Raw genomic sequence first — 24,490 nt, forward strand, 5'->3', positions numbered from 1 at the left:
AAGACCAGCGGCGACTTCCTCGTCCGCCAGATCACCAACGGCGTGTTCGAGTGGACCTCCAAGCTCACCGGCCACACCTACCGCCGCGAGACCGACGGCTCCACCACCGCCCTGCACCCCACCACCCGCACCCCACAAACCCCACCACCACCAGCACCCTGGACCACCACCCGCACCCCCTGGCCCACCACCACCGACCGGGCCACCAACAACAACGACCCAACCACCAACAACGACGACGAACCGCCGTTCTGACGCAGGACGGCCTGTCCAGGGAATCTCGGCGTAGCCGCCTGCGTACGGACGCGCAGACTGGTACGCCGTCAGCCCGGTGAGGTCCTGCGCGATACCGACGCCCGGCGACCGGCGCGTGCGCCAGTCAGAGCACAACGACCGAGATGCCGCCGTCGCCGTACCCGCGGATGGTCACCCCCGTGTCCACGCGGCTGCCGTAGCCGCGCAACCAGCCGGCGACATCGGCCGGGAGCAGCTCCTGCGGGCCGTGCACGCGGAAGAGGCGCACGTGCGGGGCGTCGTCGGCGTTGAGCAACGACGCGGTCACGTTGAGGATCTCGGCGACGTTCTCGGTCAGCGGCTCCGAGAGGTACTGGTTCTCGATGGCGGCCTCGGCGGTGCGCGGCGGCATCAGCGCCAGCGCCGCGGCGGCGCGCGCGGCCAGCGGCATGTCCAGCGCCACGAGCGCGGCGGTGCGCAGGCCCGTCGAGGTGTACACGCCGACCACGACGCCGCCGGGCGTGGCGGGGGTCAGCGGGTCGATGGAGCCGGTGGCGGCGACGTCACGGCCGAGCATGCCGTGCAGCATCTCTACCAGCGCCTTGGTGCTCGGCAGGGGCGTCTCTCTCATCCGAACAAGGGGGCCAGGACGTCCCGGAAGGCCTCGGGGGTGAACGGCTTCGCGATGAGGAACTGCGCGCCGGCGTCCTCGGCGATCTGGCGCATCTGTGTCGACCCCTCCGACGTGATGAACCCGATCGGAACGTCAGAGCCGCCCGCGCGCAGCGCGTGCACCACGTCGAGGCCCGAGAGGTTCGGCATGTTCCAGTCGGTCAGCACCAGGTCCGGGGACTCGCGATGGGCGATCTCGAGCGCCTCGACGCCGTCGGCCGCCTCGAGGACCTCCCAGTCGTCGTAGCCTGCCTGGCGCAGCGTGCGGACGATGATCCGGCGCATGACCTTGCTGTCATCGGCCACAAGCACCTTCATCTCTTCCCTCCCTACCCGTTGCGGGTGCCGTCAGCGAGCCCGAGGACCGAGACCGTGATGCCGTGCCCCCGCCAGTCCAGCACCACCCGCACCTGGGTGGTGCCACCGGGCTCGGCACGGTCGACCTCCGGCAGCCCCAGCGAGCCGCCTGCGGACATCCGGGCCTTGAGGTTCCCGGCCAGCATGTTGGCCACCTCCCCGACAGCATCCACCACCTCGGCCCCGTCGAGCTCCTCGCCAGGTTCGGCGCCGACGAGCGCCCGGGCGATCTGGTCCGCGGTGGCCGCCTCTGCGGAGAGCAGCACCCTGACAGGGTACGTGCCCGCAATGTCCACCCACGCGTGCAGCGGGGTGACATACACCGGCGTCTCCCCGCCCCGGCTGCGCAGCAGCCCGGGCTCGCCGTCGACCATGGTGGCGAAGACGTCCGTGCAGACGTCGACGACGGCGTCGGGGCCGGCCCTCACGCGCGTTCTCCGTGTCCGGTCAGGCCGAGGAGCGTGAGCTTGTCCCGCAGCTGCTCGGCCGTGAAGGGCTTCGTCAAGTACTCGTGGGCACCCGCGGCGAGGGCGCGGACCACCTGATGGTGCTCGCTCTCCGAGGTGATCATCATCATGGTCACGTCGCGCCACTCCCGCCGGGCCCGGATGGCGCCGACCAGCGCCAGGCCGTCCATCACCGGCATGTTCCAGTCGATGCAGATCAGGTCGAAACCGTCCGCGCCCCCGACACCGTGGGTCTCGAGCAGCTCCAGCGCCTCGTGGCCGTGCCCCGCCTCGGCCGTGGCCAGGCCGTGCTCCGCGAGCATGCCCGTGATGATGCGACGCATCGCGCGGGAGTCGTCCGTCACCAGCGCCCTCATCTGGCACCTCCGATCGGTTGGTAGATGGATGTGCCCCGGATCGGCACGCGTTCCCACGCCTCGTCGACGCCGAGGGGCGTCTCCGCGGCGCCCAGCACGAGGAAGCCGCCGGGTGCGAGGCGCTCGCGGACGCGGCCGAGAACCAGGGCCCGGTTGGGCAGGTCGAAGTACATGAGCACGTGGCGCAGGAAGACGACGTCGAAGGTCTGCGGCAGGCTCGTCGCGCCCCCGAGGAGGTTGTGCCGGCGGAAGTCGACCCGGGCGCGGACCTCGTCACGGACCCGCCAGCCGCCGTCGGCGCGGCGGAAGTAGCGAGCACGCGCCTGGCGGGGCAGCCCGCGGCTGACCTCGAGCGCGTCGTACCGTCCGGCCTGCGCGCGCTCGAGCACCGCGCTCGAGATGTCGGTGGCCAGGAGGGAGAAGGTCGAGACGCCGGCGTCCAGCAGGACCATCGCGAGGGAGTAGGGCTCCTGACCGGTCGAGCACCCGGCCGACCACAGGCGCGGACCGCCGGCGCGCGCGGGCAGCGTCGGCAGCAGCGCCGTCGGCACGACGGCGAACGGCTCGCCGTCGCGGAACCACGAGGTCTCGGTCGTGACCATCGCCTCGACCACCCGCTCCTGCTGCGCCTCGTCCTTGCGCTCACGCAGCAGGTCGATGTACGCCTCCACCGCGCGCCTGCCGCGGATGCCCTCGGCGCGGGCGAGAGGGGCGAGCCGGGCCCTCACGAGGTACTCCTTGCCGTCGAGCTCGACGGCGCTCGCGCGGCGCACGAGCTCGGCCACGTAGTCGACGGAGCGCGCGGGGAGGCTCACCGTGCCGTCACCTCGACCGGTGCCCCGGCGCGGGCGATGCCTTGGGCGAGGTTCTCGAGCGAGAGCACCTGGTGCGCCAGGCCCGCGCCGGCGACGGCGCCGGGCATCCCCCACACGACGGAGCTGGACGCGTCCTGGACGTGGACGGTGCCGCCCGCGGCCACGACCGCCCCGGCGCCCTCGCGCCCGTCCAAGCCCATGCCGGTCAGCACGACGGCGTGCACCGCGGCGCCGAAGGTGGCGGCCGCGGAGCGGAAGAGGACGTCCACCGAGGGGCGGTAGAAGTTCACCGGCGGGTCCTCGGTGACGACGGCGCGCGGGACGCCGCCGCCGGGCGCGACGACAAGGTGGCGGTCCCCGGGCGCGATGTAGGCGTGCCCGGGTTCGAGCGGCCCGGTCGTCGCCTCCCGCACGGTCGTCGGGCCGATCCGGTCGAGCCGGCCGGCGAGCTGCCGGGTGAAGACGGGCGGCATGTGCTGGACGATGAGGATCGGCACCGCGGGCGGCTCGCCCAGCGACCGGAAGAGGCGCGCCAGGGCCTCGGGGCCGCCCGTCGACGAGCCGACGACGACCATGCGTGCGGGGACCACGAGCGGCCGGGCGGCGGCCCGGACGAGGGCCGGCCTGGTCAGCGCCTCCGGGGCCGCCCTCGTCCCGCCGAGGGCGTGGATGCGCGGGAGGAGGTCACCCGTGAGCTGGCGCAGCGACTCGTTCAGGCTGGTGGTGCCGGAGGGCTTGGTGACGTAGTCCGAGGCCCCGGCGGCCAGCGCGTCGAGCGTCGCCGACGCGCCCTGCTCGGTCAGGGTCGAGAGCATGATGACCGGCACGCGGATCCCGGCGGCTCGCAGCGCGCGCACCGCCGCGATGCCGTCGAGCTCGGGCATCTCGACGTCCATGGTGACCACGTCCGGGAGCAGCTCGACCACCATCGCGAGCGCGCGGCGCCCGTCCGAGGCCGTGCCCACCACCTCGATGTCCCGGTCCCTGCCGAGCGCACCGGTGATGAGACGGCGCACGACGGCGGAGTCGTCGACGACGAGCACGCGCACCTTGCGCGCGTCGCCTTCGCCGTCGCCCGCGCCGAGGGCGCCGTCCCGGGTGAGCATCAGTACCGGAACTGCTCGACCCGCGCGCGCATGTCGCTGGACATGCGGGCAAGCTCGTCGATCGAGAGGTTCATCTGGGTGAGCGCGCCGTAGCTCAGCGCCGTGGTCTGGGCGACGTGCGCGATGTTGGTGGCGATGTTCATCGACCCGTCGGCCACCTCCTCCACCCCGCGGAGCATCTCGTTCGTGGTGGCGGTCTGCTCCTCGACGGCCGAGGCGATGGTGAGCTGGTAGTTGCTGATGGACGCGACGATCGCGGAGATCTCTCCGATGGCCTCGACGGCGCCCGCGGAGTCCGCCTGGATGGCCTGCACCCGGCGGGCGATGTCCTCCGTGGCGCGGGCGGTCTCGCGGGCCAGCTCCTTGACCTCGCTGGCGACCACGGCGAAGCCCTTGCCCGCCTCCCCGGCACGCGCCGCCTCGATGGTGGCGTTCAGCGCGAGGAGGTTGGTCTGCTCGGCGATCGTGGTGATGACACGGACCACGTTGCCGATCTCCTGGGAGGAGGCCCCGAGCTTCGTGACGGTCGCGTTCGTGGAGGCGGCGACCTCGGTGGCGCGGGTGGCGACGTCGGCCGCCTCGTTGGCGTTCGTGGCGATCTCCCGGATGGAGGCGCCCATCTGCTCGGCGCCCGCGGCGACCGCCTGGACGTTGTGGGACACCTGCTCGGCGGCGGCCGCCGCGGCGCCGGCCTGCTCGGTGGTCTCCTCGGAGCCGCTGGCGAACTGCGTGCCGGCGGCGGAGAGCGCCTGCGACGCGGCCGCCACCGAGCTGGCCGTGCCCGCGACCTCGGCGACGAGCACGCGCAGGCTGGCCTGCGCCTTGGCCAGCGACCTGGCCATCCGCCCGACCTCGTCCCGGCCCGAGACGTCGGCGGGCACGGTGAGGTTGCCCTCCGCCAGTGCGGCGACGGAGCGGCCGACCTTCTCCAGCGACCCGCGGATGGACTGGCCCAGCCGGTACGCGGCGAAGAGGGCCGCGACGAGGGCCAGGGTCGAGGTCGACAGGAGGATGAGCATCCCGCGCTCGGTCCGTGCGTGCGCCTGCGCGGAGACGTTGTCGACCCACGTGTCGACCTCGACGCTGGCCGCGTCGAGCGCCGCGGTGTACCGCTCCGCGAGCTCTTCGCTCTTCCCCTCGGCGATGCGCGAGTAGATCTCCCGCAGGCCGTTCGGCACCAGGGTCTCGTCGCGCAGCACGCTCCACTCCGCCCACGCGGCGTGGAACTCCTGCCAGTGGGGGGAGTCGGCCGAGCCGGAGGCGTCGTAGGCGGCGATGGCCCGTTCGATCCCGGTGGTGACCGACGCCAGCTCGGCGACGAGCTCCTCCTCGGCCTGAAAGTTCGTCTGGGCTTCGATCTTCGCGACGAGGAGCTGGGACTTCAGTGCACCCGTCTCGATGGTGTTGCGAGTCTCGACGACCTCCCGCTGGACGGCGGCGAGCTCGCCCGTATCGCTGGCCATCGTCCGCATCACCGCGGTGGCGTAGAGCGCCGTGCCCACCACCACCACGGCGAGGAGGACGACGATCGTGAAGATGCGGGTCCGGATCGAGGTGAAGCGCAGACGGGTGCGCCGGGCGCGCGGCGGCCGGGTGCGGGCCCGTGCGGCGCGGGGCGCGCGCCGAGGGGGCGTGTCGTCGGACGCGGTCGCCGTGTCGGCCGCCGCACCCTCGCCCGCCACACCCTCGCTCGCCTCGCCGTCGACCGCCGGCACCCGGCCGGCGGGGCTGTCCGACCGGCCGGCGGGTCCGGGGCGGTCTGACAAGCCGGCGAGACCAGGGAGGGCCGCCCGGCCGGCGAGGTCGGGGCTCGTGGGAGTGCCCGGTCCACCCGGCGTCGCACCGCTGACCGGCATGCCGGCACCGCCCGGGGTGGCCGCACGCCCGCCGTCGCCCAGGGCCGTCCACGGGTGGGCCGGGACGATCCGGTCCCACGCCGGCGTAGTCGGCGTCGCGGCCGACGGCGCGGCCGACGTCGCGCCGGGGTCGGCCGGGTCGGTGCGGTCCTGGGCCTTCATGCGGGAGCTCCTTCGTGCTGCGGGGAAGTGGGTGCGGGCGCAGTCAGGGCGGCCAGGTCCAGGACCAGGAGCAGGCCCTGCGGCAGGGGGACCGCGCCGGTGATGTAGGTGCGCAGTGACGGGTGGAGCGTGCGGGGCGCCGCCTTGACCTGGTCCGGGTCGACGTCGACGACGTCCCCGACCTCGTCGACGAGCAGGCCGACCGTCTCCCCGTTCGCCTCGGCGACGATGAGCATCGGGCGCAGCTCCGCGGGCCGGGGCGGCAGCTGGAGGCGCCGGCGGGGGTCGATGCGCATGACGATCTGGCCGCGGAGGTTCGCCAGGCCGTCGACCTCCGGCGGGGCGAGCGGGACGGGCGTGCGGCGCGGTGCGCGCACGGCCTCGCGGACGCTGGCCACGTCCACGCCGTACCGGTTCCCACCCACGGTGAACGTCACGAGCTGGGTCATGACCCCACCAGCTCACGGACGGCGTCAACCAGGGGGTCGCCGTCCTCGCCGTAGAACCCCGGGGTGACGGAACGGACCAGCGCGTCGCCGTCGAGCAGCCCGGTGACGTGCTCGTCCAGGACGGTGGAGCCGATGAGCCCCGTGTCCTCGATGGCGCTGTGGCGGCCCTCGTCGTCCGCGACGATGTCGAGGATCTCGTTCACGACCATGGCCACGCTGCGGTCGTCGTGGTGGTACACGACGACCAGCAGCTCGGCGGGATCGGGGGCGTCGGCCACGCCGAGCACGCGGTCCAGCCGGACCAGGGGCACGATGACGCCGCGCAGCTGGACGACCTCGTGCCGGCCCACCCGTTCCACCCGGGTGGCGGCGATCCGCTCGATGCGGCTGACCGAGGAGATCGGGACGGCCACCCGCCGCCCGTCGCCGACGGCCAGCACGAGGACCCGCCGGGCCTCGGGGGCCGCCGGCTCCGGCACGGCCACCGGGGGCGCGACGCCCAGGACCGCGTGGGAGCGCCGGGCGACGGCCCGGGGATCCAGGAGCAGGGCCACCCGCCCGTCGCCGAGCACCGTCGCGCCGTTGTACGCGCCGACCTGCCGCAGCCGCTCGGGCAGGGGCGTCACGACGATCTCGACCGTGTCCAGGACGCGGTCGACGAGGAGGCCGAACCGGCGCCCGTGGGCCTTGAGCACCACGATGGTGCGGGCGCCCGCGCCGCCGCCGAGCCCGAGGAACCGGTCCAGCGCCACCAGGGGCAGCAGCTCGCCGCGGAGTCGGTACACCGGCGCGGGGCCGACGTGCTCGATCTCCTCTCCGTCGTCGAGCGCGATGAGCTCACGCAGCGCGGCCTGCGGCAGCGCGAAGGTCTGGTCGGCCGTCTCCACCGTGAGCACCGGCAGGATCGCCAGCGTCAGGGGGATCCGCAGGTGCCACGTGGTGCCCTCGCCGACCGTCGAGTCGAAGTCCACCGTCCCGCCGACGGCCTCGACCTTCGTGCGCACCACGTCCATCCCGACGCCGCGCCCGGAGACCCGGGAGACGCTCTCGGCCGTGGTGAAGCCCGGGAGGAACAGGAGCTGGAGGATCTCCGCCCGCGTCATCGTCTGGAGCTGCTCCGCGGTCCGCAGGCCGCGCTCGATCGCCCTGGCGGCGACCTTGGCCGGGTCGATGCCCCGGCCGTCGTCCCGGACCTCGATGACGACGTGCCCGCCGGCGTGCAGCGCCTGGAGCGCGACCGTGCCGAAGGGTGCCTTGCCGGCGGCCATGCGCTCGACGGCGGGCTCGATGCCGTGGTCGACGGCGTTGCGCACCAGGTGCGTGAGCGGGTCCTTGACGGCCTCGAGGAGCGTGCGGTCCGCCTCCGTGCTCCCGCCGACCATGCTCAGGTGCACCTGCCGCTTGCACTCCTCCGCGAGGGTGCGCACCAGGCGGGGCATCGACGAGAAGATCTGGTCGACGGGCTGCATGCGGGCCCGGAGCACGCCCCCCTGCAGCTCGCCGGTGAGCAGGCTCAGGCGCTGAGCGGCCCGCGTCAGCACGGAGTCGTCGCCCGCGTCGGCGATCCGCCCGATCGTGTTGCGTAGCACCACGAGCTCGCCGACCTCCTGCATGAGGTGGTCGAGGAGGTCCACGCGCACCCGGATGGTGCTGTCCGCCGGGCGCGCGGGCGCCGGCCCGGGGCCGGGCTGCGCCGACGCGGAGTCCGCCGCGGTCGCCGAGCCCTGGGTTGGGGCGCCGGGGACCGGTTCGGTATCGACGTCGTCGTCGGGGTCGTCGTCGGGGTCGTCGTCGAGGTCGTCGTCGAGGTCGTCGTCGGGGGCGTCGTCATCGTCGGCGTCGTCCGAGACCGTTCCGCGCGGCTCGGGCGCCGGCGCGTGCGGCCGGTCGGCGCGTTCGGCGGAGGGCCGCTCCGCCGTCGTCGACGCGGCGGGCGAACGCGTCGCCGATCCCGCTGACGGCCGCTCCGCCGTCGTCCCGGCGGCGGAAGGCTGTCCGGCGCCCGACCCGTCGCGGTGAGCCTCGAGCGTCGCCACGACCGGTTCGACGTCGACTGCGGCGTCGCCACCGTCCGACTCGATGGCCGCGAGGATGGCGCGGACCGTGTCGACCAGGGCGAGCAGGACGTCGGTGGTGGGGCCGTCGAGGAGACGGCGGCCCTCGCGCAGGTCGACGAGGAGGCCCTCCCCCGTGTGCGTCAGCCGCTCGAGGTTGCCGAACGCGAGGAACCCGCTCGTGCCCTTGATGGTGTGGATGGTCCGGAAGATGCGGCTCAGGAGCTCGCGCGAGCCGGGGTCGTCCTCGAGCGCCACGAGGTCCTGGTCGAGCTGGTCGAGGTTCTCGTAGCTCTCGACCAGGAACTCCTGGACGATCTCATCGATGTCGTCCAACCCACACCTCCTCGCGCGCCGACAGAAGGGATGCCTCCCACTGTGCTGACATCGGCCGCGAGCGCGACGAAATGAGCGATCGCCTGTACCAGCGTGACTGGACGTGCACAAGTGGTAGGGGTGGCGTGTCATCACCGCAACCCTGCGGCGAATGATGTGCTCCGAGTAGAAACCTCGGTCATAGCCTGAGGGAAGTACTCCGGAGGAGGCGGCGCGGACCCGAACGTGTCAGTGGGGCGGCGGGCCGCGCGGTGTCGGTCGGCTGCGGTGTCAGCCGGCGGGCGTGTCGCGGGGTGCGGTGAGCGCGCGCAGGGCGGCTACGGCGGCGTCGTCGGCCGCGCTAGCCTCGCGGTTGGCCTCCTCGACCGCCCGCCGGACCTCCGCCCGGTTGACGGTGACGCTGCGCGGCGCGGCGATGCCGAGGCGCACGGTGTCGTTGCGGACCTCGACAACGGTCAGGACGATGTCCTCACCGATGACGATCTGCTCGCCCACGCGTCGACTCAGCACCAGCACGCCGACGACACTACCGGGCGGGCGGGGGCCCGGACGCCGGTGAACCGCCGGCCGGGCGGGCGCGGGCCTCGTCGAGGAGGCACGCCCACACGATCCCGGTGGCCGGGAGCCCGTCCAGCCAGCCCACGGGCACGCCGAGGTCGAGGAGCGCCCCGGGGTGGCGCGCCTGCCAGGCCCGCTGCCCCGCGAGGGCGTCGACCCGGCCCGCCGCGAGCGTCGCCAGCTGCTCGGCGAGGTCGCCGGGCGAGCGCCGGGCGTCGACGGCGGCCCATACCTGGTCCGGGTCGAGGGCGGCGACCAGGCTCTCCGCCAGGCGCCGCTCGCCGCGGCTGGTGCCTACGCCGACGGCGACGAGCAGCGCCGTCCCCGCGCTCGCGCTCTCCTCCCGGAGGCGGGCGGCGCGCCGCGGGCTCGTCAGGCGCACGCCGGCGCCCGGCATGGTGGCCTCCGCGCCCGCGAGGACCAGCTGGAAGGGGTGCTCGCGCTCGCGCACGAGCATCTGGGCGCAGGTCTCGAGCACCTCGTCGGCCTCGCCGACGACGACCACCACCTTGCCCGGGCGCAGGGCCGGGGCGAGCGGCCGCGGCAGGCGGTCGGCCAGGGCCAGGAGGGCCGCGCTCACGTCCGCGGTGGCCGGCACCAGCCTGCCGGGCACGCCGAGGTCGCGCAGCAGCGCGGGCGCGGACGTCCGCGAGCGGTCGGCGCGGCCAGGCGCCCCCGGGGCCGTGGCGGGCTCAAACGCCGCGACGCCACCGCCCGGCCCGGTGGAACCCGAGACGGCCGCAGACGCGGCGGCCGTGCCCGTCTCCTCAGCTTGCGCGGGCTGAGGTGTCGGGCTCCCGGCCGAGCCGGGCGTGGGCGCCGAGGCCGCGCTGGGGGTGAGTGGCACCCAGCTCGGCGCGCCGACGCCGTCGCCGCTCTCGGCCGCCGCCAGGAGCGCCGCCAGGCCGGCCACCCCCGCAGGGCCGGCCACGCCCGCAGGGCGGTCGGCGCCGCCCGGGGGCAGCGCGCCCGCGGGACGCCCCACGCCGGCGCCCGGGAGGCGCACGGAGTCGCCCGACGCCGTGCCCGCGCGACCGGCTGCGCCCGGCGAGGCGCCGTCGTCGTCCGCCGCCAGCCCGGGCACGTCCACGGTGACCTCGTAGTGGGACCGGGCGAACGGGCCGAGGCCGCGGCGCACCCGCTCGGCCCGGACCACCCGGCCGCCGAGCTCGCGGGCGCGCTCGAGCAGCGGGTCGAGCTCGTCCCCGTCAAGCAGCAATTGCGTTTCCGACACCCACGACCCCGACCGTATCGATCGTCAGCGTGGTCCCGGCGACCTCGCTGTAGGAGAGCACCGGCAGCCGCGGCACGGCCAGCGCCACGAGGCGGCGCAGCGCCGGGCGGATCGCCGGGGCGCACACCAGCACCACCTGCTTGCCGCTCGCCTCCGCCGCCGTGACCTGCGTGTTCACCGACGCGAGCAGCTGCTCGACCCGGTCCTGCGGGAGGGAGAGCTGGGTGCCCTGCTCGCCGGCCCGCAGGCTCTCGAGGAGCATCTGCTCGGTGGCCGGGTCGATGGTGAGCACGCGCAGCACGCCGTCGGCCGCGTTGCGGTCCACGATGGTGTCCCCCAGCGCCACCCGCGTCGCCTCCACCAGCCCCTCCGGCTCGGTGGAGACCTTCGCGCGCAGCGTGAGGGCCTCGTAGATGCGGGCGAGGTCGAGGACCGGGACCTGCTCGGCGAGCAGGCCCTGCAGGACCCGCTGGACCTCCCCGAGGGTGAGCAGGGCGGGCACGAGCTCCTCGACCACGGAGGGGTTCGTCTGCTTGAGCCCCTCGTTGAGCACGCGCACGTCCTCCCGGCCGAGCAGCCGCGGGGCGTGCGCGCTGACGAGCGAGGACAGGTGCGTGATGATCACCGAGGTCCGGTCCACCACGGTGGCCCCGGCCATCTCGGCGCTGTGGCGCAGCTCGGCGGGGATCCACTTGCCCGGCAGGCCGAAGACGGGCTCGTTGACGAGCGTGCCGGGCAGGTTCTCCAGCCCGTCGCCGAGGGCGAGCATCCGGCCCGACGGCGCCTGCCCGCGGGCTACCTCGACGCCGGACATGCGCACCACGTAGGTCGCGGTGGGCAGGTCGACGGAGTCGCGGGTGCGCACCGGCGGGAGGACGAAGCCCATCTCGAGCGCCGTCTTGCGGCGCAGCGCCCGAACACGGGCGAGGAGGTCCTGGTCGGCGGAGCCGCCCACGAGGTCGACGAGGTCGGGCGCGAGGAGGATCTCCAGCGCGTGGACGCGCATCTGCTCCAGGAGCTGCTCGGTGGTCTCGGTCGCCGGCTGCAGGGCGTTCTCGGCCGGCGGCGCGGCGTCCTGCTCGGCCTGGGCGTCGGACTTGCTCACCCGCTGCGCGAGGAGCAGCAGCAGGGCGCCGACCACCATGAACGGCAGCTTGGGGATCCCCGGGATGATCGCCATGGCGACGGCGGCCCCGCCGGAGATCGCCAGCGCGTTCTTCGACTGCATGAGCTGGGTGGAGGCGGCCGAGCCCATGTCCGACTCCGCCGTCGCCCGGGTGACGACCAGGCCGGTCGCGACGGACATGAGCAGCGCCGGGATCTGGGTGACCAGGCCGTCGCCGACGGTGAGGATCGCGTAGGTCTCGATCGACTCCGCGGCGGACATCTTGTGGGTGACCATGCCGATGATGAAGCCACCGACGAGGTTGATGATCGTGATGATGATGCCGGCGATGGCGTCGCCCTTGACGAACTTCGACGCGCCGTCCATGGCGCCGTGGAAGTCGGCCTCGGCGGCCACGTCGGCGCGCCGCTGGCGCGCCTGGTGCTCGTCGATGAGTCCGGCGTTGAGGTCGGCGTCGATGGCCATCTGCTTGCCGGGCATGGCGTCGAGGGTGAAGCGGGCGCTGACCTCGGCCGCGCGGCCGGCGCCGTTGGTGATGACGGCGAACTGGATGATGACGAGGATCAGGAAGATCACGAGGCCGATGACGAGGGAGCCGCCGACGACGAAGTGGCCGAACGCGTTGATGACCTCCCCGGCGTACCCGTCGCGCAGCACCAGGCGGGTCGAGGCGACGTTCAGGCCGAGGCGGAACAGGGTCGCGATGAGCACCAGCGAGGGGAAGATCGAGAAGTCCAGCGGGCGCTTGATGTACATGGTCGTGAGCAGCACCAGCACCGAGAAGGTGATGTTCACGGCGATGAGGACGTCGAGGAGCGGCGCGGGCATCGGCACCACGAGCAGCATCACGATGCCGACCACGCCGATGGGCGCGCCGACCCGGGAGAACGTGCCGTTCTTCATGAGCGGTCCTTTCTGGGCTGCGGGACCCGGTGCGTGCCGGCGGCGCTGCCGCGCCGGCGCAGGGACATGACGAACGCGAGGACCCGGGCGACGGCCTCGTACAGGTTTTCGGGCACTTCCTGACCGATGTCGCACGCCGCATGCAGCGTACGGGCCAGGCCGATGTCCTGGACGACGGCGACGTGGTGCTGGCCCGCCCGCTCGCGGATCCGCGCGGCCACGTGCCCCTGCCCCTTGGCCACCACGCGCGGGGCGCCCTCCCCCGGCTGGTAGCGCAGGGCGACGGCGATGTGGGTGGGGTTGACGATGACGACGTCGGCGTCCGCGACGGCCGCCATCATGCGGTTGCGGCTCATGGCCAGCTGCCTGGAGCGGATGGCGCCCTTGATCTCCGGGTTGCCCTCGGAGGACTTGTTCTCCTCCTTGACCTCCTGCTTGGACATCCGGGTCTGCTTGCGGTTGCGGCGCATGACGACGACGACGTCCGCGACGGCGAGCGCGAGGCCCGCGACGACGGCCCAGATGATCAGGGCGTTCATCCGGGACTGGACCTCGCCGACGAGCTGGGCGACGGAGACCTGCCCCGAGGTGATCACCAGGGGGACCATCCCGGCGATGGCGAGGTAGAGCACGGTCCCCACGACGGCGGTCTTGAGCGCCGCCTTGGCGCCCTGCCACCAGGCCTGGAGGCCGAAGACCCGCTTGATGCCCTTGACCAGGTTGAAGTTGGTGAACTTCGGCTTGAGGCGCTTCATGGAGGGATGCACCCCGCCCTGCGCGGCCGAGCCGATGATCGCGGCGATCGCGGCGACGGCCAGGACCGGGGTGAGGGTGGGCAGCAGGGAGTCGAACCCGTCGGTGAGGGCCTGGACCGCCGTCGCCGTCTCGGGGGCCTCGACCGCGCTGGCGACCATGGCGAGCTGCCCGCGGGCGGCCTCCGCGCCCGCGGAGATGACCGCCGGCAGGGCCAGCGCGACGGCGGCCACGCCCAGCCAGGCCGAGAGGTCCTGGGAGCGGCCGAGCCCGCCGTCGGCGCGGACCTTCTTCATCCGCTGCGGCGTGGCCTTCTCGGTCTTCTCACCCGCCGAGGAGCTCATCCGGTCGCCTCCGCCAGCCGGCCGAGCGCCGACTCGGCCAGCGCGGAGATCACGCGCGGCAGGGCGATGAGCGCGAACGTGCCCAGGAACAAGGTGATGAGGATCTTCAGCGGGAAGCCGAGCGCGAACGCGTTCAGCGCCGGGGCCACCCGGGTGAGCAGGCCGAGGCCGACGTCGGCGAGGAAGAGGACCGCGATGAGCGGGCCGGCGATCTGCAGCGCCGCGAGGAACATCTGGCCCAGCGCCACGGTCATCGTGTCGGCCAGCGCCCCGAGGTCGAGGGTGGCGCCCAGCGGCAGGGCGTCGAAGGTGCGGGCGAGGCCGCCGATGACGAGCTGGTAGCCGTCGGAGACGAAGAGCAGCACGGTCGCGGTGAACGCGTAGAGCTGGGCGAGGGGGCCGCCGGACATGAGCGTCATCGGGTTGAAGGCCATGCCCATCTGGAAGCCGCCGAACAGGTCGATGAGCTGCCCGGCGGACTGGACCGCCCCGAAGACGAGCGCGACGAGCACGCCCAGGCCCCCGCCGATGAGGGCCTCGCTGAGGAGCTGGCCGAGGAACGCGCCGGTGGTGAGGCTGGCGGCGGGCAGCGCGGGCGAGAGCGCGAACGCGATCGCCACGCCGAGCATCGCCTTGACCGGGCCGGGGATCGCGCCGTGGGAGAACGGCGGGGCCAGGACGAGGAAGACCGTCACCCGCACCGCGGCCAGCAGCAGCGGCTCGAGCTCACGCACCAGGTCCATCTCAGCCGGCCAGCAGCTCGGGGATGCGGTCGAAGAGGGTGTGGGTGGTCATCACGAGCTCGGAGATCATCCAGTTCCCGCACACCAGGAGCGCGACGGCGACGGCGATCGCCTTGGGCACGAAGCTGAGGGTGACCTCCTGGATCTGGGTGACCGACTGCAGGAGGGAGATGGCGAAACCGACGACGAGCGCGGTGATCAGCGCCGGGGCGGCGAGCTTGGCGGCGAGCCCGAGGGCGACCGCGCCGATGTCCAGGACGGCGTTGGTGTCCATCAGTAGCTCCCCACCAGGGTCGTGACGATCAGGCCCCAGCCGTCGACGAGGACGAACAGCAGGATCTTGAAGGGCAGGGAGATCATCACCGGCGGCAGCATCATCATGCCCATGCTCATCAGGACGGCCGAGACCACCAGGTCGATGACCAGGAACGGCACGAAGATGACGAACCCGATGATGAACGCGGCGCGGAGCTCGGAGAGCATGAACGCCGGGATGAGGGTCTGCATCGGCACCACGTCCGGGCTGGCCGGGTTGGGCAGCTCGGCGGCGCGGGTGAGCAGCGCGATGTCCTCCTCGCGGGTCTGGCCGAGCATGAAGCCCCGCAGCGGGGCCTCGGCGGCGCCGAGGGCGGCGGTGAAGTCCATGTCCCCCGCGAGGTAGGGCTGCACGGCCGCGGTGTTCACGTCCCCCAGCACCGGGGCCATGATGAAGATCGACAGGAACAGCGCCAGCCCGGCGAGCGCCTGGTTGGGCGGGACGCCCTGCAGGCCCAGCGCGTTCCGGGTCAGCGCGAGGACGACGAAGATCTTCGTGAAGCTCGTCATCATCAGCAGCAGCGACGGCGCCACCGAGAGCAGCGTGATGCCCAGCAGCACCACCAGCGACGTGGACGGCGGGGTCTCCTCCCCGCCGAGGTCGATGGTGATCTGCGGCAGGGTCGGGTCCTGCGGCCGGGTCGGGTCCGTGGGGGCGGCGTGCGCGCCGGTGGCGCTCAGCACCAGCCAGAGGGCGGCGACGGCGAGCACGAGCGCGGCCAGGACGAGGGCGCGGCGCAGCGCCGGACGGGCGGCGTGGGCGGTCCCCGGACGGGACGCGTGGGCGGTCCCCGGGGACCGGGACGGCGGCGAGGCGGGGGCGCCGAGAGCCGGCGCCGCTGGGGCTTGGAGGACGCTCACCGCGTCGTCCGCTGCTGCAGCGCGGCCCACGTGCGGGTCCACGTGGCCTTGTCGAGCATCGAGCCCGCGAGCGGGCTCGACGACGACGCCGGCGGGGCGATGCGCCGCCGGGCCCGGTGGCGCGGGACCTCCTCCGAGGCCAGGAGGTCCGCGAAGGAGCGGGCCGGCGCCGGCGGCGTGGCCGGAGCGTGGCTCCCGGGCGTCCGGGTCCCGGGCACCAGGCCGCCGGCCGCGCGCAGCCCGTCGGGCGGCGTGGGCCGGCCGGTGGACCGGAATCGGGGGGCGCCCACGGGACCGGCCCCGCCGGGACCGTAGGGCGTGGTGACCTCGCCCGTGGCCGGGCCGTACGGCGTGGCGACCTCGCCCGCGGCGGGATCGTCGTCGGACGGGAGCCTGGTTCCGTCGTCGTCGAGCTCGGTGATCAGCTGCACGCCGGTCTCGCTCACGCCCACGAGGAGCAGGCGGCCGCCGACCTCGACGACCGCCATCCCGGAGCGCCGGCCGAGGCTCTGGCGCCCGAGGACCGTGATGGGCACCCGGCGGGTGGCGCCGGCGCGGCCGTTCAGCTGCCGGGCGACGAACCAGAGGATGACCAGGACGAGTGCGAGGGAGAGGGCGACGCGCAGCCCCAGCATCAGGGCGTCGGCCACTACCCGAGGTTCTCGGTGCCGGGGACGATCTCCGTGATCCGCACGGCGTACTCGTCGTCGACCACGACCACCTCACCGCGGGCGACGAGCCGCCCGTTGACCATGACGTCCGCGGGGCTGCCGGCGGAGCGGTCGAGCTCGAGGACGGAGCCCGGCGTGAGCTCCAGGACGTCGCGCACGGGCAGGCGGGTGCGCCCGATCTCGGTGGTCAGGGTCATCTCGACGTCGTAGAGCACGCGCATGGCCCCGCTGGGCAGCGGCGTGGCGGACTCCGAGGGGTAGCTCGCGGAGGTGGCGGCCCCCTTCTCGCGGATGCCGAACCAGGCCTGGACGGCGCCGTCGGCCTCGAGGGCGAGCACGGCGATGCCGGGGCCGGTGAGGACCTCGGCCGCGGGCCGGAGCTCGGCGGTGCCCAGCACGCCGGCCCCGAGGGTGTGCGCGGCGGCCTCCAGGGCGGGGCGCAGCGCCTCGGCGAGGGACAGGTTGCCGGCGCCGGCCATCGCGTCGGCCACGGCCTGCTGGGCGACGACGACGAGCTCGGCGCTGGTCTGGCCGACGAAGCTGGCGACCACGGCGGTCGCGTCGGCGCCGGGGCGCTCGCCGTCGCGCGCCGGGCGGGGCACGAGGGCGACCGGGGAGGGCAGCAGGCGGGCGAGCTCCTCCGCCGCGCGCAGGTCGCGGCTGGTGGTGGCGATGGGGTTCATGAGCTCTCCTTGACGTGGACGATCATGCCGGCGAGGCGGGAGCCCTGGGCCCCTGGGGCAGCCTGACCGAGCACCCGGTCCCCGACCACCACGTCGAGCGGCCGGGAGGCGGGGTGGTGGAGCGTGAGGACGTCGCCCACGCGCAGCTGGACGACCTCGCGGGGGTGGACGGTGATGGGGCGGAAGCGCACGGCGACGTCGACCGGGACCCGCTGGACGGCGACCTCGAGGATGCGGCTCTGCCGCTGCTCCTCGGCGATGTCCTCGCGGCTGCGCAGGTCCAGGTGCTCGCCGGCGCGCATGGCGGCGACGAGCCCCTCGGCGGGCACCATGACGGTGGCCGGGACCTCATCGTCGTCGACCCGGAGCACGAGCCGCGCGATGATCACCGGCGTCGACGCCTCCGCCGCCTGGACGAACTCGGGCGTGTACTGGATGTTCTTGAACTCCGCCTCGAGCGCCGTGATCCCGGCGAAGGAGTAGTTCAGGTCCCCCAGGGTGCGGCGCAGGAGCTCGCGGATGAGCTGCTGCTCGATCTCGGTGAGCTCGCGCGTGGGCACGGCGCCCGGGGTGCCGGGGCCGCCAAGCATGTGGTCGATCCACACCAGGGCGGAGTCCAGCGGGAACTGCACCACGCCGCGCCGGCCGGGCTCGACCGAGAACAGCACCATAGTGGTGGTCGTGGGCAGGGACGCGACGTACTCGTCGTAGGAGCGCATCTCCACGCCGGTGACGGACGCGGAGACGGAGACCCGCAGCCGCGCGACGAGCTGGTTGGCCCAGTGCCGGGAGAAGGTCTCGAACGCCATCTCGAGCAGCCGGGCGTGCTCGCGCGCGAGCGTCATGGGTCGCCGGAAGTCGTAGGCCACCGGCGCGCGGGTGGCGCCGGGCACGCTCGAGGAGACCGTCACTCCTGGCCAATCGGCCGGGCGGCGGTCTAGTTGAGGGATAACGGAGGGGGAAGTTCCCCTCTCACTGGGTGACGAAGTCCGTGAGGTAGACGTCCATCACCTGCCCCTCGAACGCCTCGCTCAGCTGGCGCAGCAGCTCGTTCTTCAGCTCGGCGCGGCGCGCGGGGTCGTTGAGCTCGGCGGGATCGCGGCCTGAGAACACCTCGATGGCGATGTCCAGGGCCTTGGCGGTCTGGACCTCCGCCGTCGCCTCCTTGGTCATCTGCATCGTGAAGCCGAAGCGCAGGTAGTGCCCGTCCGTGAGGTTGACGCTGATCGGGTCGATCGGGACGACGATGCCCGGCTCAGGCGCCGCGGGGGTGGCGGCCTCGCCGGCGGGCGGGCGCAGCAGCACGAACGCGACGGCGGCCAGGACGACCACGGCCACCACCGCGAGCAGCCACTTCTTGCGTCGGCGCGGCGGGGCGTCGGCGTCCTTGTCCACGGTCTTCCTCGTACTTCCCTCGGGGGCGGGCGTCCCGGTCACGGAGACCGGTCGCCCGACGGTGCGTTGCAGCTCGGCCATCAGGCCACCTCCAGATCGTCGCTCTCGTCCACGTCAGGCCACTCCCGCCTCGGCGACCACCTGCGGCATGAGCATCCGGACCGCCTCGGGGGCGTCGGAGAGGACGACGACGTCGACGCGGCGGTTCACCGTGAGGGGGTCCTGGCCGGGCGCGTCCACGGGGTGGGCGTCACCCAGCCCGACGGCGGCCATCCGGTCCGCGGGGATCTGCCCTGTCTCGACCATCCGGCGCAGCACCTGCGTGGCCCGGTCGGAGGAGAGCTCCCAGTTGGTGGGGTAGCGGCTGGTCGGGAGGACGTTCGCGTGCCCCTCCACCGACATCGAGTAGGGCGTGGTGACCAGGACCGGGGAGAGGGCGTCGAGGACCTGCAGCGAGACGTCGGTGAGCCCGGCGCTCTCGGCGGAGAAGAAGACGTCCGCGCTGACCAGGCCGATGACCAGGCCGCGCTCGGTGATGACGAAGCTGACGTCGCTGCCCAGCTGCCGGGAGTCCAGGGCCTCCGCGAGGCGGCGCTGGAGCTCGGCGAGCTCGGCGACCTCCTCGCGGGCGGCCTGCAGGTTCCCCGCCTCCTCGGCGCCCTGGACGGGGCCGCCGGACTGGTTGGTCACGTCGGGCGGGTCCGGGACCACGGAGTCCGCGGCGAGGACGCCCGTGCCGCCGTCGAGCACCTTGACGTTGGCGCTGGCCGGCTGGCCGAAGCTGGCCGTGAGGGACTCGCGCAGCGCGAAGAACTTCTGCTGGTCCACCTGGCTGATCGCGAACAGCACGATGAACAGGCACATCATCACCGTGACCATGTCCATGTAGCTGGTGGTCCACCGCTCGGTGTTGACCTCTTCCTCCTCGTGACCGCCGCCGCTGCGGCGCCGCCGGCGGGGCGAGGAGCTCACGCGGCCGCCTCGACGATCTCGCTCGCGGGGACCAGGCTGCGGAGCCGGTCGTTGACCATGCGCGGGTTGGCGCCCGACTGCAGCGCGAGGAGGCCCTCGAGGGTGACCTCCATCTGGGCGCACTCGAGGTCGGAGAGGCGCTTGAGGCGGCTGCCCAGCGGCAGCCAGATCATGTTCGCGGAGAGGATGCCCCACAGGGTCGCGACGAACGCCGCGGCGATGAGCGGGCCCAGCGAGCCGGGCTCGGTGAGGTTCTCGAGCACGTGGACCAGGGAGACGACCGTGCCGATGATGCCGATCGTGGGGGCGTAGCCGCCGAGCGCGTTGAAGAAGCCCGACGCGACCTTGTCCTGGGACCGCTTCGTCTCGATGCGGTCCTCGAGCAGCGTGCGCAGGTCCTCGGGGTCCGTGCCGTCGATGGCGGCGATGAGCCCGCCCTTGAGGAACTCGTCCTCGAGGTCGCGGGTCTCGTCCTCCAGCGCCAGGAGCCCCTCGCGGCGCGCCCGGTCCGCCAGGCCGACGATCGTGGGGATCGTCGCGCCCTGGAGGGGCGCCTTGCTGGTCAGCGCGCGGGGCAGCTGCTTGAAGGAGTGGATCGCGTCCTTGAGCATCCCGCCGGCGAGGCCGGCGCCGATCGTGCCGACGAAGACGAGCAGCATCGGCCCGGGCAGCAGGATCGACGTGAGGTGGGTGCCCTCGAGGGTCATCGCCCCGATCACCGCGGCGAACGCGATGACGAGGCCGAGAATGGTTGCCGGATCCATCTACTCGCCCCGGGGACGCGTCGGGAGGGGGACGATCACGTTGTCACTGGTGTTGTCGCTGGCGTCGCGCAGGCGGTGGACGTGCTCGTCCGAGCCGGACATCTGCAGCGAGCGCGCGACGATGCTGGCGCGGTGGTCCTGAACCATCGAGACGATCTCGTCCAGCGACTCGTTCACGATGTAGCGGGTGCCGTCGAGCAGCACCAGGATCGTGTCCGGCGTGCACTCGATCCGCTCGATCAAGTCAGGGTTGATCGCGAACGGCTGGCCCGTCAGGCGTCTCACGATGATCACGGTCGTTCCATCCTGTGTCTTCGGGCCCGTCCATGAGCCCTGCGCAGGCCCCGTCCATGAGGCCTGCACCCTTTCTGATCGGCCACATGCGGCGGGGAATGAGGGATCGGAGCTGCGTGGTCGCGCGACGCCGCGCCGGACCGTCGGCGCGGGGGCGTGCGGGTGGAGGGCGGATTTGGTATCGCCTCATGGTGCTGACAGGTCAAGTCCCGACGAGGTGCCGCGGGATGAGGCGAACGGTGAGGAATCGCAGGCATATGACCGTCATTTCCTCACCGCAACATGAGACGACGACGGCGCAGCGAACCGCCCCGCACCGGGTTGTCCGGGGGCGGGGCGGCTCGTCGTGGACGAAGGCGGTCAGCTAGCGGCGGGACCACCAGCGCGTGGCGACGGGCTCGACCTCACGCTGCTGCTCCCCCTGCTGGGCGGCGAGCACGACGAGCGTCCCCGTCAGCACCGGGACCGCCCACTGCAGCGCCTTGAGCTGCTTCTGCGCGGCGCTGAGCTTGGTGGACGCGCCGGGGGTCGGCTCCGTCGCACCCAGTCCGCCCTCGTCCGCCTTCTTCGCCACCTTCGTGCCCAGCATCCCGCTGTAGGCGGTCAGACCCGCGGCGAGAACGGTGAGCCCAGCCTTGACCACCGTGTTCGCCCCGGCCTCCGGCTGGGCCATCAACCGCTCCTTGTTGCCGGCGAGCAGGCCCAGGCTGCCGATGACATGGCTGCCGACGGCGGCGGCGTTGACCGGGGCCCACATGCCCCAGCCCGTGGAGGCGAGCGTGAGCCGCTCCTTGGGGTCGGCCGCGTGGGATGCCGCGCCGTTGAGGCCGATCGCCCCCATGAGGGAACCGCCGAACCACGCTCCCAGGCCGAGATCGTGCAGGCTCCGCACAAACGTATTGCGTTCAGACATGAGGCCTCCTTGCGACACGGACAACGGACGTGCCGCCCGCGGTGGTCGCCGGCGACACATGTAGTCTTGCCCGCCCGCGGTGGTCGTGTCGCGTCAGGACTGCGCTGACCTCCCGCCCTCGCACATGAGGATCGCCCGGCTCCAAGCGCTGGGTGCGGGGCGATGCGTCGCCGCGGCGCTGCCCACACGTGGGCCGGGGAACGCCTTCCCATTACGGCACGCGCCGACGGCGTAACCCCCGCACGATGAGGACCACCCCCACGACGGCGACGACCGGCCCCACCACCGCCCACGTCGTCACGCCCGTCATGGCGCTCCCAGCCAGGTAGCCGAGCCCCTGCAAGGTCCAGACGAGGCCGACCGCGAAGACCACCACACCGACGGCAACCTGCACGGGGCTGCGCTTCATGCTCCGGCCCTCCTGAGAGACCTCCCAATCCTGAGTGGCCCACCGCCCGCCCACAAGGGGCTGTCGAGGCGCCGGTCCCGCCACGCTTCTCCAGGCGTCAAAGCCGGCGCGCGGCGTCGTGCTACCCGGCGCGCGGCGTCGTGCTACCGGGCGCGCGGCGCCGTGCTGTCTCCGCGCCCCCCGGCCGCGATGGCGGCGTGCCCGCACGCCGGAAGTCCCCCAGGATGGCACCCATGACCGCGTTGCTGTGGTTGCGCCGTGACCTCCGCCTGCACGACCTGCCGGCGCTGCTCGCAGCGCACGAGGCGGGCGGCGACGTCCTGCCCGTGTTCGTCGCCGACCCGACGCTGCTGGGCTCGGCCGGCCCGGTACGGCCCGCGTACCTGCACGCCGCCCTGGCGGCCGCGCAGGAGTCGTACGACGGCGCGATCGTCATCCGCGCGGGCCGCCCAGAAGCGGTGATCCCGGCGCTGGCGCGAGAGGTCGCCGCCACGAGCGTGCACGTCAACAGGGAGACGACGCCGTACGGCCGACGCCGGGACCGGCGCGTCGAGGGGGCCCTGGGCGACGTGCCGCTCGTGACCACCGGCACGCCCTACGCCCCCGGCCCCGGCGTCGTCCGCAAGGGGGACGGCAGGCCCTTCCAGGTGTTCACCCCCTTCTCGCGCGCCTGGCTCGAGCACGGGTGGCACTCCCCCGCGCCAGTCCTGACGGGCCTTCGCCTGCAGCAGGGGGTGTGTCAGAACCCCTGCCCGGGGAAGGCGACGACCGTCCGTTCGCCGTGGCGCCCAGTGGGGAGGCGGCCGCGCACGCCCGTTGGGAGAAGTTCCTCGACATCAACCCGGAGGATTACGGCCGCGACCGGGACCGGCCAGACCTGAAAAGCACCTCCCAGATGTCCGTCCACCTCAAGTACGGCACGATCCATCCGCGCACGATGCTGGCCGACGTCGCCGCACACCCGGCCGGCCAGTCAGAGGGCGCGCGCCGGTTCGTTGCGGAGCTGTGTTGGCGCGAGTTCTACGCGGACGTGCTGCGGCACCGGCCAAACTCCGCCTGGGGCGACCTGCGTACGGACCTGCGGGAGATGGCCTACGAGGCCCCGGGGGGCGCCGCGGCCGGGCACGTGCGCGCGTGGGAGCAGGGCCCGGACGGGGTTTCCGTTCGTCGACGCCGGGATGCGCCAGTTCCTCGTCGAAGGGTGGGTGCACAACCGGGTCCGCATGGTCGTGGCGAGCTTCCTCGTCAAGGACCTGCACATCTGGCGGCCGCACGGCGGATCGTCGACCACGGCACGGAGCGGGCGGAGGCTCGCGGCGCTATGAAGCTGCGCGGATGTGAGTGGTGAGGCGGCCCACCGTCGAGCTTACCGGCCCCGTCTGCGTTGTGCTCAAACAACAAGAAGGGCTTCTCAGGACAATCCTGCGAAACCCTTCTCGTTGAAGCTGGGAACCCGTTACCGCTTGAGGTTGACCAGCTCCTGGAGCAGTTCGTCGGAGGTGGTGATCACCCGGGAGCCGGCCTGGAAACCACGCTGGGCGATGATGAGATTGGTGAACTCCTGAGAAAGGTCCACGTTGGACATCTCCAGGGCGCCGCTGCCCAAGGAACCGCGGCCACCGACGCCCGCCGCGCCGATCTGCGCCTCACCAGAGTTGACGGTGCTGCGGAACGTCGATCCGCCGGCCTTCTCGAGCCCGGCCGCGTTAGCGAAGTTGCCCAGTGCGATCTGGCCAACCGGCTCCTTGAACCCGTTGGAGAAGGACCCGATGAGGGTGCCGTCTGCGTTCATGCTGAAGGACTGGAGCGTCCCGGCGCCCATGCCGTTCTGACTGGCGGCTTCGATCGTCTCGAGATCGGCATAACCCGTTAGCTTGGAGAAATCGACGGCCACCGTCTTGTAGGTCAGGGCAGCGGTCGGTGCCTTCAACGTGCCATCCGTATTGAAAACGACGGTCGAAAGAACGGCGGGAGGCACGGCCGCGTCCGCAGGATCAGTCACATTCCACTGCGACTCGCCGGCGATTGCGTCAGGCGTCCTTGTGAAGCGCAGATTCAGGCTGGTGGCTTTACCAGCCGCGTCATAGACCTCAATGGAGCGATCAAGCCACGTGGCAGGCGCCGCAGGGGTACCAGTCGTGCCGTCCAGCGCATCGGCAGGCAAGTTGCCGGAGAAGACTGCCTCTGTGGTGGCCTTCGCTGCCATGGTTGTGGAGACCGGCAAAGTGATATTCCCCAGCGGCGCGTTCGCATTTACCACGCCGCCAACTGCCGGCCAGCCCTGAACGAGTGCACCGTTTGAGGTGACAAGCTGGCCGAGGGCATCGAGGGTGAACGCCCCGGCGCGGGTGTAGAGCTGCTCCCCGCCCTGCTCGACGATGAAGAATCCGTCGCCGGTGATCATCATGTCCAGGGCGCGACCGGTCTGCTGGGCGGCGCCGGCCGTGAAGTCGTTCGTGATGGCCGCGACCTGCACTCCGAGACCGACCTGCGCCGGGTTGGTACCGCCCTCTGCGTTCTGAGGCGCCCCGGCGGCCTTGACCACCTGGGACAGAGTGTCCTGGAACTGGGTGCGGGCGGACTTGTACCCGGTGGTGTTGACGTTGGCGATGTTGTTGCCGGTCACGTCGAGCATGGTCTGGTGCGACCTCAGGCTCGAAATGCCGGAGAAGAGCGAGCGGAGCATGG

The 24,490-nt window shown here is 72.9% G+C and carries 28 protein-coding genes and 1 pseudogene; 3 read left to right on the forward strand and 26 right to left on the reverse strand.

What is annotated here, in order from left to right; genetic code table 11:
• Positions 1-255: pseudogene (locus tag EJK16_RS19455) on the forward strand (hypothetical protein); the annotation flags it as partial.
• Positions 256-379: 124 nt separating this feature from the next.
• Here the strand turns inward: EJK16_RS19455 and EJK16_RS03535 are convergent.
• From EJK16_RS03535 to EJK16_RS03655, 25 genes are all read right to left on the reverse strand, one after another.
• Positions 380-865, reverse strand: coding sequence for a hypothetical protein (locus EJK16_RS03535; RefSeq protein ID WP_127126416.1), 486 nt, complete (start codon positions 863-865; stop codon positions 380-382).
• Positions 862-1,224: a response regulator gene (locus EJK16_RS03540; RefSeq protein WP_127126418.1), complete on the reverse strand. Its 363-nt coding sequence runs from the start codon at positions 1,222-1,224 to the stop codon at positions 862-864. The genes EJK16_RS03535 and EJK16_RS03540 overlap by 4 nt, the downstream gene beginning before the upstream one ends.
• Before the next feature lie 11 nt (positions 1,225-1,235).
• Positions 1,236-1,691 carry a chemotaxis protein CheX gene (locus EJK16_RS03545; protein ID WP_127126420.1) on the reverse strand — a complete coding sequence of 152 codons (456 nt, stop codon included), beginning with the start codon at positions 1,689-1,691 and terminating at the stop codon, positions 1,236-1,238.
• The gene (locus tag EJK16_RS03550) at positions 1,688-2,086 is read right to left on the reverse strand and encodes a response regulator (protein ID WP_127126422.1); all 399 of its coding nucleotides are present in this window, start codon (positions 2,084-2,086) and stop codon (positions 1,688-1,690) included. The genes EJK16_RS03545 and EJK16_RS03550 overlap by 4 nt, the downstream gene beginning before the upstream one ends.
• Positions 2,083-2,901: a protein-glutamate O-methyltransferase CheR gene (locus EJK16_RS03555; RefSeq protein WP_127126424.1), complete on the reverse strand. Its 819-nt coding sequence runs from the start codon at positions 2,899-2,901 to the stop codon at positions 2,083-2,085. The genes EJK16_RS03550 and EJK16_RS03555 overlap by 4 nt, the downstream gene beginning before the upstream one ends.
• Positions 2,898-4,007, reverse strand: coding sequence for a chemotaxis response regulator protein-glutamate methylesterase (locus EJK16_RS03560; RefSeq protein ID WP_127126426.1), 1,110 nt, complete (start codon positions 4,005-4,007; stop codon positions 2,898-2,900). Before EJK16_RS03560 ends, EJK16_RS03555 begins: the two co-directional genes overlap by 4 nt.
• Entirely contained in the window at positions 4,007-6,025 is a 2,019-nt protein-coding gene (locus tag EJK16_RS03565; protein ID WP_240645753.1) for a methyl-accepting chemotaxis protein, read from the reverse strand. Before EJK16_RS03565 ends, EJK16_RS03560 begins: the two co-directional genes overlap by 1 nt.
• The gene (locus EJK16_RS03570) at positions 6,022-6,474 is read right to left on the reverse strand and encodes a chemotaxis protein CheW (RefSeq protein WP_127126428.1); all 453 of its coding nucleotides are present in this window, start codon (positions 6,472-6,474) and stop codon (positions 6,022-6,024) included. The genes EJK16_RS03565 and EJK16_RS03570 overlap by 4 nt, the downstream gene beginning before the upstream one ends.
• Positions 6,471-8,864 carry a chemotaxis protein CheW gene (locus tag EJK16_RS03575; protein WP_127126430.1) on the reverse strand — a complete coding sequence of 798 codons (2,394 nt, stop codon included), beginning with the start codon at positions 8,862-8,864 and terminating at the stop codon, positions 6,471-6,473. Before EJK16_RS03575 ends, EJK16_RS03570 begins: the two co-directional genes overlap by 4 nt.
• Positions 8,865-9,134: 270 nt before the next feature.
• A complete protein-coding gene (gene csrA / locus EJK16_RS03580; RefSeq protein WP_127126432.1) occupies positions 9,135-9,380 on the reverse strand; it encodes a carbon storage regulator CsrA in 246 nt (81 codons plus the stop codon).
• A 10-nt stretch (positions 9,381-9,390) separates the two neighbouring features.
• Complete coding sequence (locus tag EJK16_RS03585; RefSeq protein ID WP_127126434.1) at positions 9,391-10,641, reverse strand: hypothetical protein; 1,251 nt, start codon at positions 10,639-10,641, stop codon at positions 9,391-9,393.
• Positions 10,631-12,685, reverse strand: coding sequence for a flagellar biosynthesis protein FlhA (gene flhA / locus EJK16_RS03590; protein ID WP_127126436.1), 2,055 nt, complete (start codon positions 12,683-12,685; stop codon positions 10,631-10,633). Before flhA ends, EJK16_RS03585 begins: the two co-directional genes overlap by 11 nt.
• Entirely contained in the window at positions 12,682-13,782 is a 1,101-nt protein-coding gene (locus tag EJK16_RS03595; RefSeq protein ID WP_127126438.1) for a flagellar biosynthesis protein FlhB, read from the reverse strand. The genes flhA and EJK16_RS03595 overlap by 4 nt, the downstream gene beginning before the upstream one ends.
• Entirely contained in the window at positions 13,779-14,516 is a 738-nt protein-coding gene (locus tag EJK16_RS03600) for a flagellar biosynthetic protein FliR (protein ID WP_370275908.1), read from the reverse strand. Before EJK16_RS03600 ends, EJK16_RS03595 begins: the two co-directional genes overlap by 4 nt.
• A 10-nt stretch (positions 14,517-14,526) precedes the next feature.
• Complete coding sequence (locus EJK16_RS03605; protein WP_127126442.1) at positions 14,527-14,799, reverse strand: flagellar biosynthetic protein FliQ; 273 nt, start codon at positions 14,797-14,799, stop codon at positions 14,527-14,529.
• On the reverse strand, positions 14,799-15,581 hold the full coding sequence (fliP, locus tag EJK16_RS19790; protein ID WP_370275914.1) for a flagellar type III secretion system pore protein FliP: 783 nt from the start codon (positions 15,579-15,581) through the stop codon (positions 14,799-14,801). The genes EJK16_RS03605 and fliP overlap by 1 nt, the downstream gene beginning before the upstream one ends.
• A 116-nt stretch (positions 15,582-15,697) precedes the next feature.
• Positions 15,698-16,351: a flagellar biosynthetic protein FliO gene (locus EJK16_RS03615; RefSeq protein ID WP_127126444.1), complete on the reverse strand. Its 654-nt coding sequence runs from the start codon at positions 16,349-16,351 to the stop codon at positions 15,698-15,700.
• The gene (gene fliN, locus EJK16_RS03620) at positions 16,351-17,055 is read right to left on the reverse strand and encodes a flagellar motor switch protein FliN (RefSeq protein ID WP_127126446.1); all 705 of its coding nucleotides are present in this window, start codon (positions 17,053-17,055) and stop codon (positions 16,351-16,353) included. The genes EJK16_RS03615 and fliN overlap by 1 nt, the downstream gene beginning before the upstream one ends.
• Complete coding sequence (locus EJK16_RS03625; protein ID WP_240645754.1) at positions 17,052-17,966, reverse strand: flagellar motor switch protein FliM; 915 nt, start codon at positions 17,964-17,966, stop codon at positions 17,052-17,054. Before EJK16_RS03625 ends, fliN begins: the two co-directional genes overlap by 4 nt.
• A gap of 61 nt (positions 17,967-18,027) precedes the next feature.
• Positions 18,028-18,531: a flagellar basal body-associated protein FliL gene (gene fliL / locus EJK16_RS03630; protein ID WP_127126448.1), complete on the reverse strand. Its 504-nt coding sequence runs from the start codon at positions 18,529-18,531 to the stop codon at positions 18,028-18,030.
• A 33-nt stretch (positions 18,532-18,564) separates the two neighbouring features.
• Positions 18,565-19,422, reverse strand: a complete 858-nt coding sequence (locus EJK16_RS03635; protein ID WP_127126450.1) for a flagellar motor protein MotB — start codon at positions 19,420-19,422, stop codon at positions 18,565-18,567.
• Positions 19,419-20,186: a motility protein A gene (locus EJK16_RS03640; protein ID WP_127126452.1), complete on the reverse strand. Its 768-nt coding sequence runs from the start codon at positions 20,184-20,186 to the stop codon at positions 19,419-19,421. Before EJK16_RS03640 ends, EJK16_RS03635 begins: the two co-directional genes overlap by 4 nt.
• Positions 20,187-20,480 (reverse strand): flagellar FlbD family protein, encoded by a 294-nt coding sequence (locus EJK16_RS03645; protein WP_127126454.1) that lies wholly within the window; start codon positions 20,478-20,480, stop codon positions 20,187-20,189.
• A gap of 364 nt (positions 20,481-20,844) precedes the next feature.
• Positions 20,845-21,393, reverse strand: coding sequence for a hypothetical protein (locus EJK16_RS03650; RefSeq protein WP_127126456.1), 549 nt, complete (start codon positions 21,391-21,393; stop codon positions 20,845-20,847).
• A gap of 211 nt (positions 21,394-21,604) precedes the next feature.
• Positions 21,605-21,802, reverse strand: a complete 198-nt coding sequence (locus tag EJK16_RS03655; protein ID WP_127126458.1) for a hypothetical protein — start codon at positions 21,800-21,802, stop codon at positions 21,605-21,607.
• Between the two features lie 233 nt (positions 21,803-22,035).
• On the opposite strand from EJK16_RS03655, the gene EJK16_RS03660 reads away from it, so the two are divergent.
• The gene (locus EJK16_RS03660) at positions 22,036-22,683 is read left to right on the forward strand and encodes a deoxyribodipyrimidine photo-lyase (RefSeq protein WP_164737187.1); all 648 of its coding nucleotides are present in this window, start codon (positions 22,036-22,038) and stop codon (positions 22,681-22,683) included.
• Positions 22,684-22,797: 114 nt separating this feature from the next.
• Entirely contained in the window at positions 22,798-23,127 is a 330-nt protein-coding gene (locus EJK16_RS20400) for an FAD-binding domain-containing protein (RefSeq protein ID WP_255411465.1), read from the forward strand.
• 131 nt (positions 23,128-23,258) lie between these two features.
• Here the strand turns inward: EJK16_RS20400 and EJK16_RS03670 are convergent, their stop codons facing one another.
• On the reverse strand, positions 23,259-24,488 hold the full coding sequence (locus EJK16_RS03670; RefSeq protein ID WP_127126464.1) for a flagellar hook protein FlgE: 1,230 nt from the start codon (positions 24,486-24,488) through the stop codon (positions 23,259-23,261).
• Positions 24,489-24,490 lie beyond the last annotated feature (2 nt).

This window comes from Georgenia sp. SYP-B2076 (assembly GCF_003991205.1).
Lineage (GTDB): Bacteria > Actinomycetota > Actinomycetes > Actinomycetales > Actinomycetaceae > Georgenia.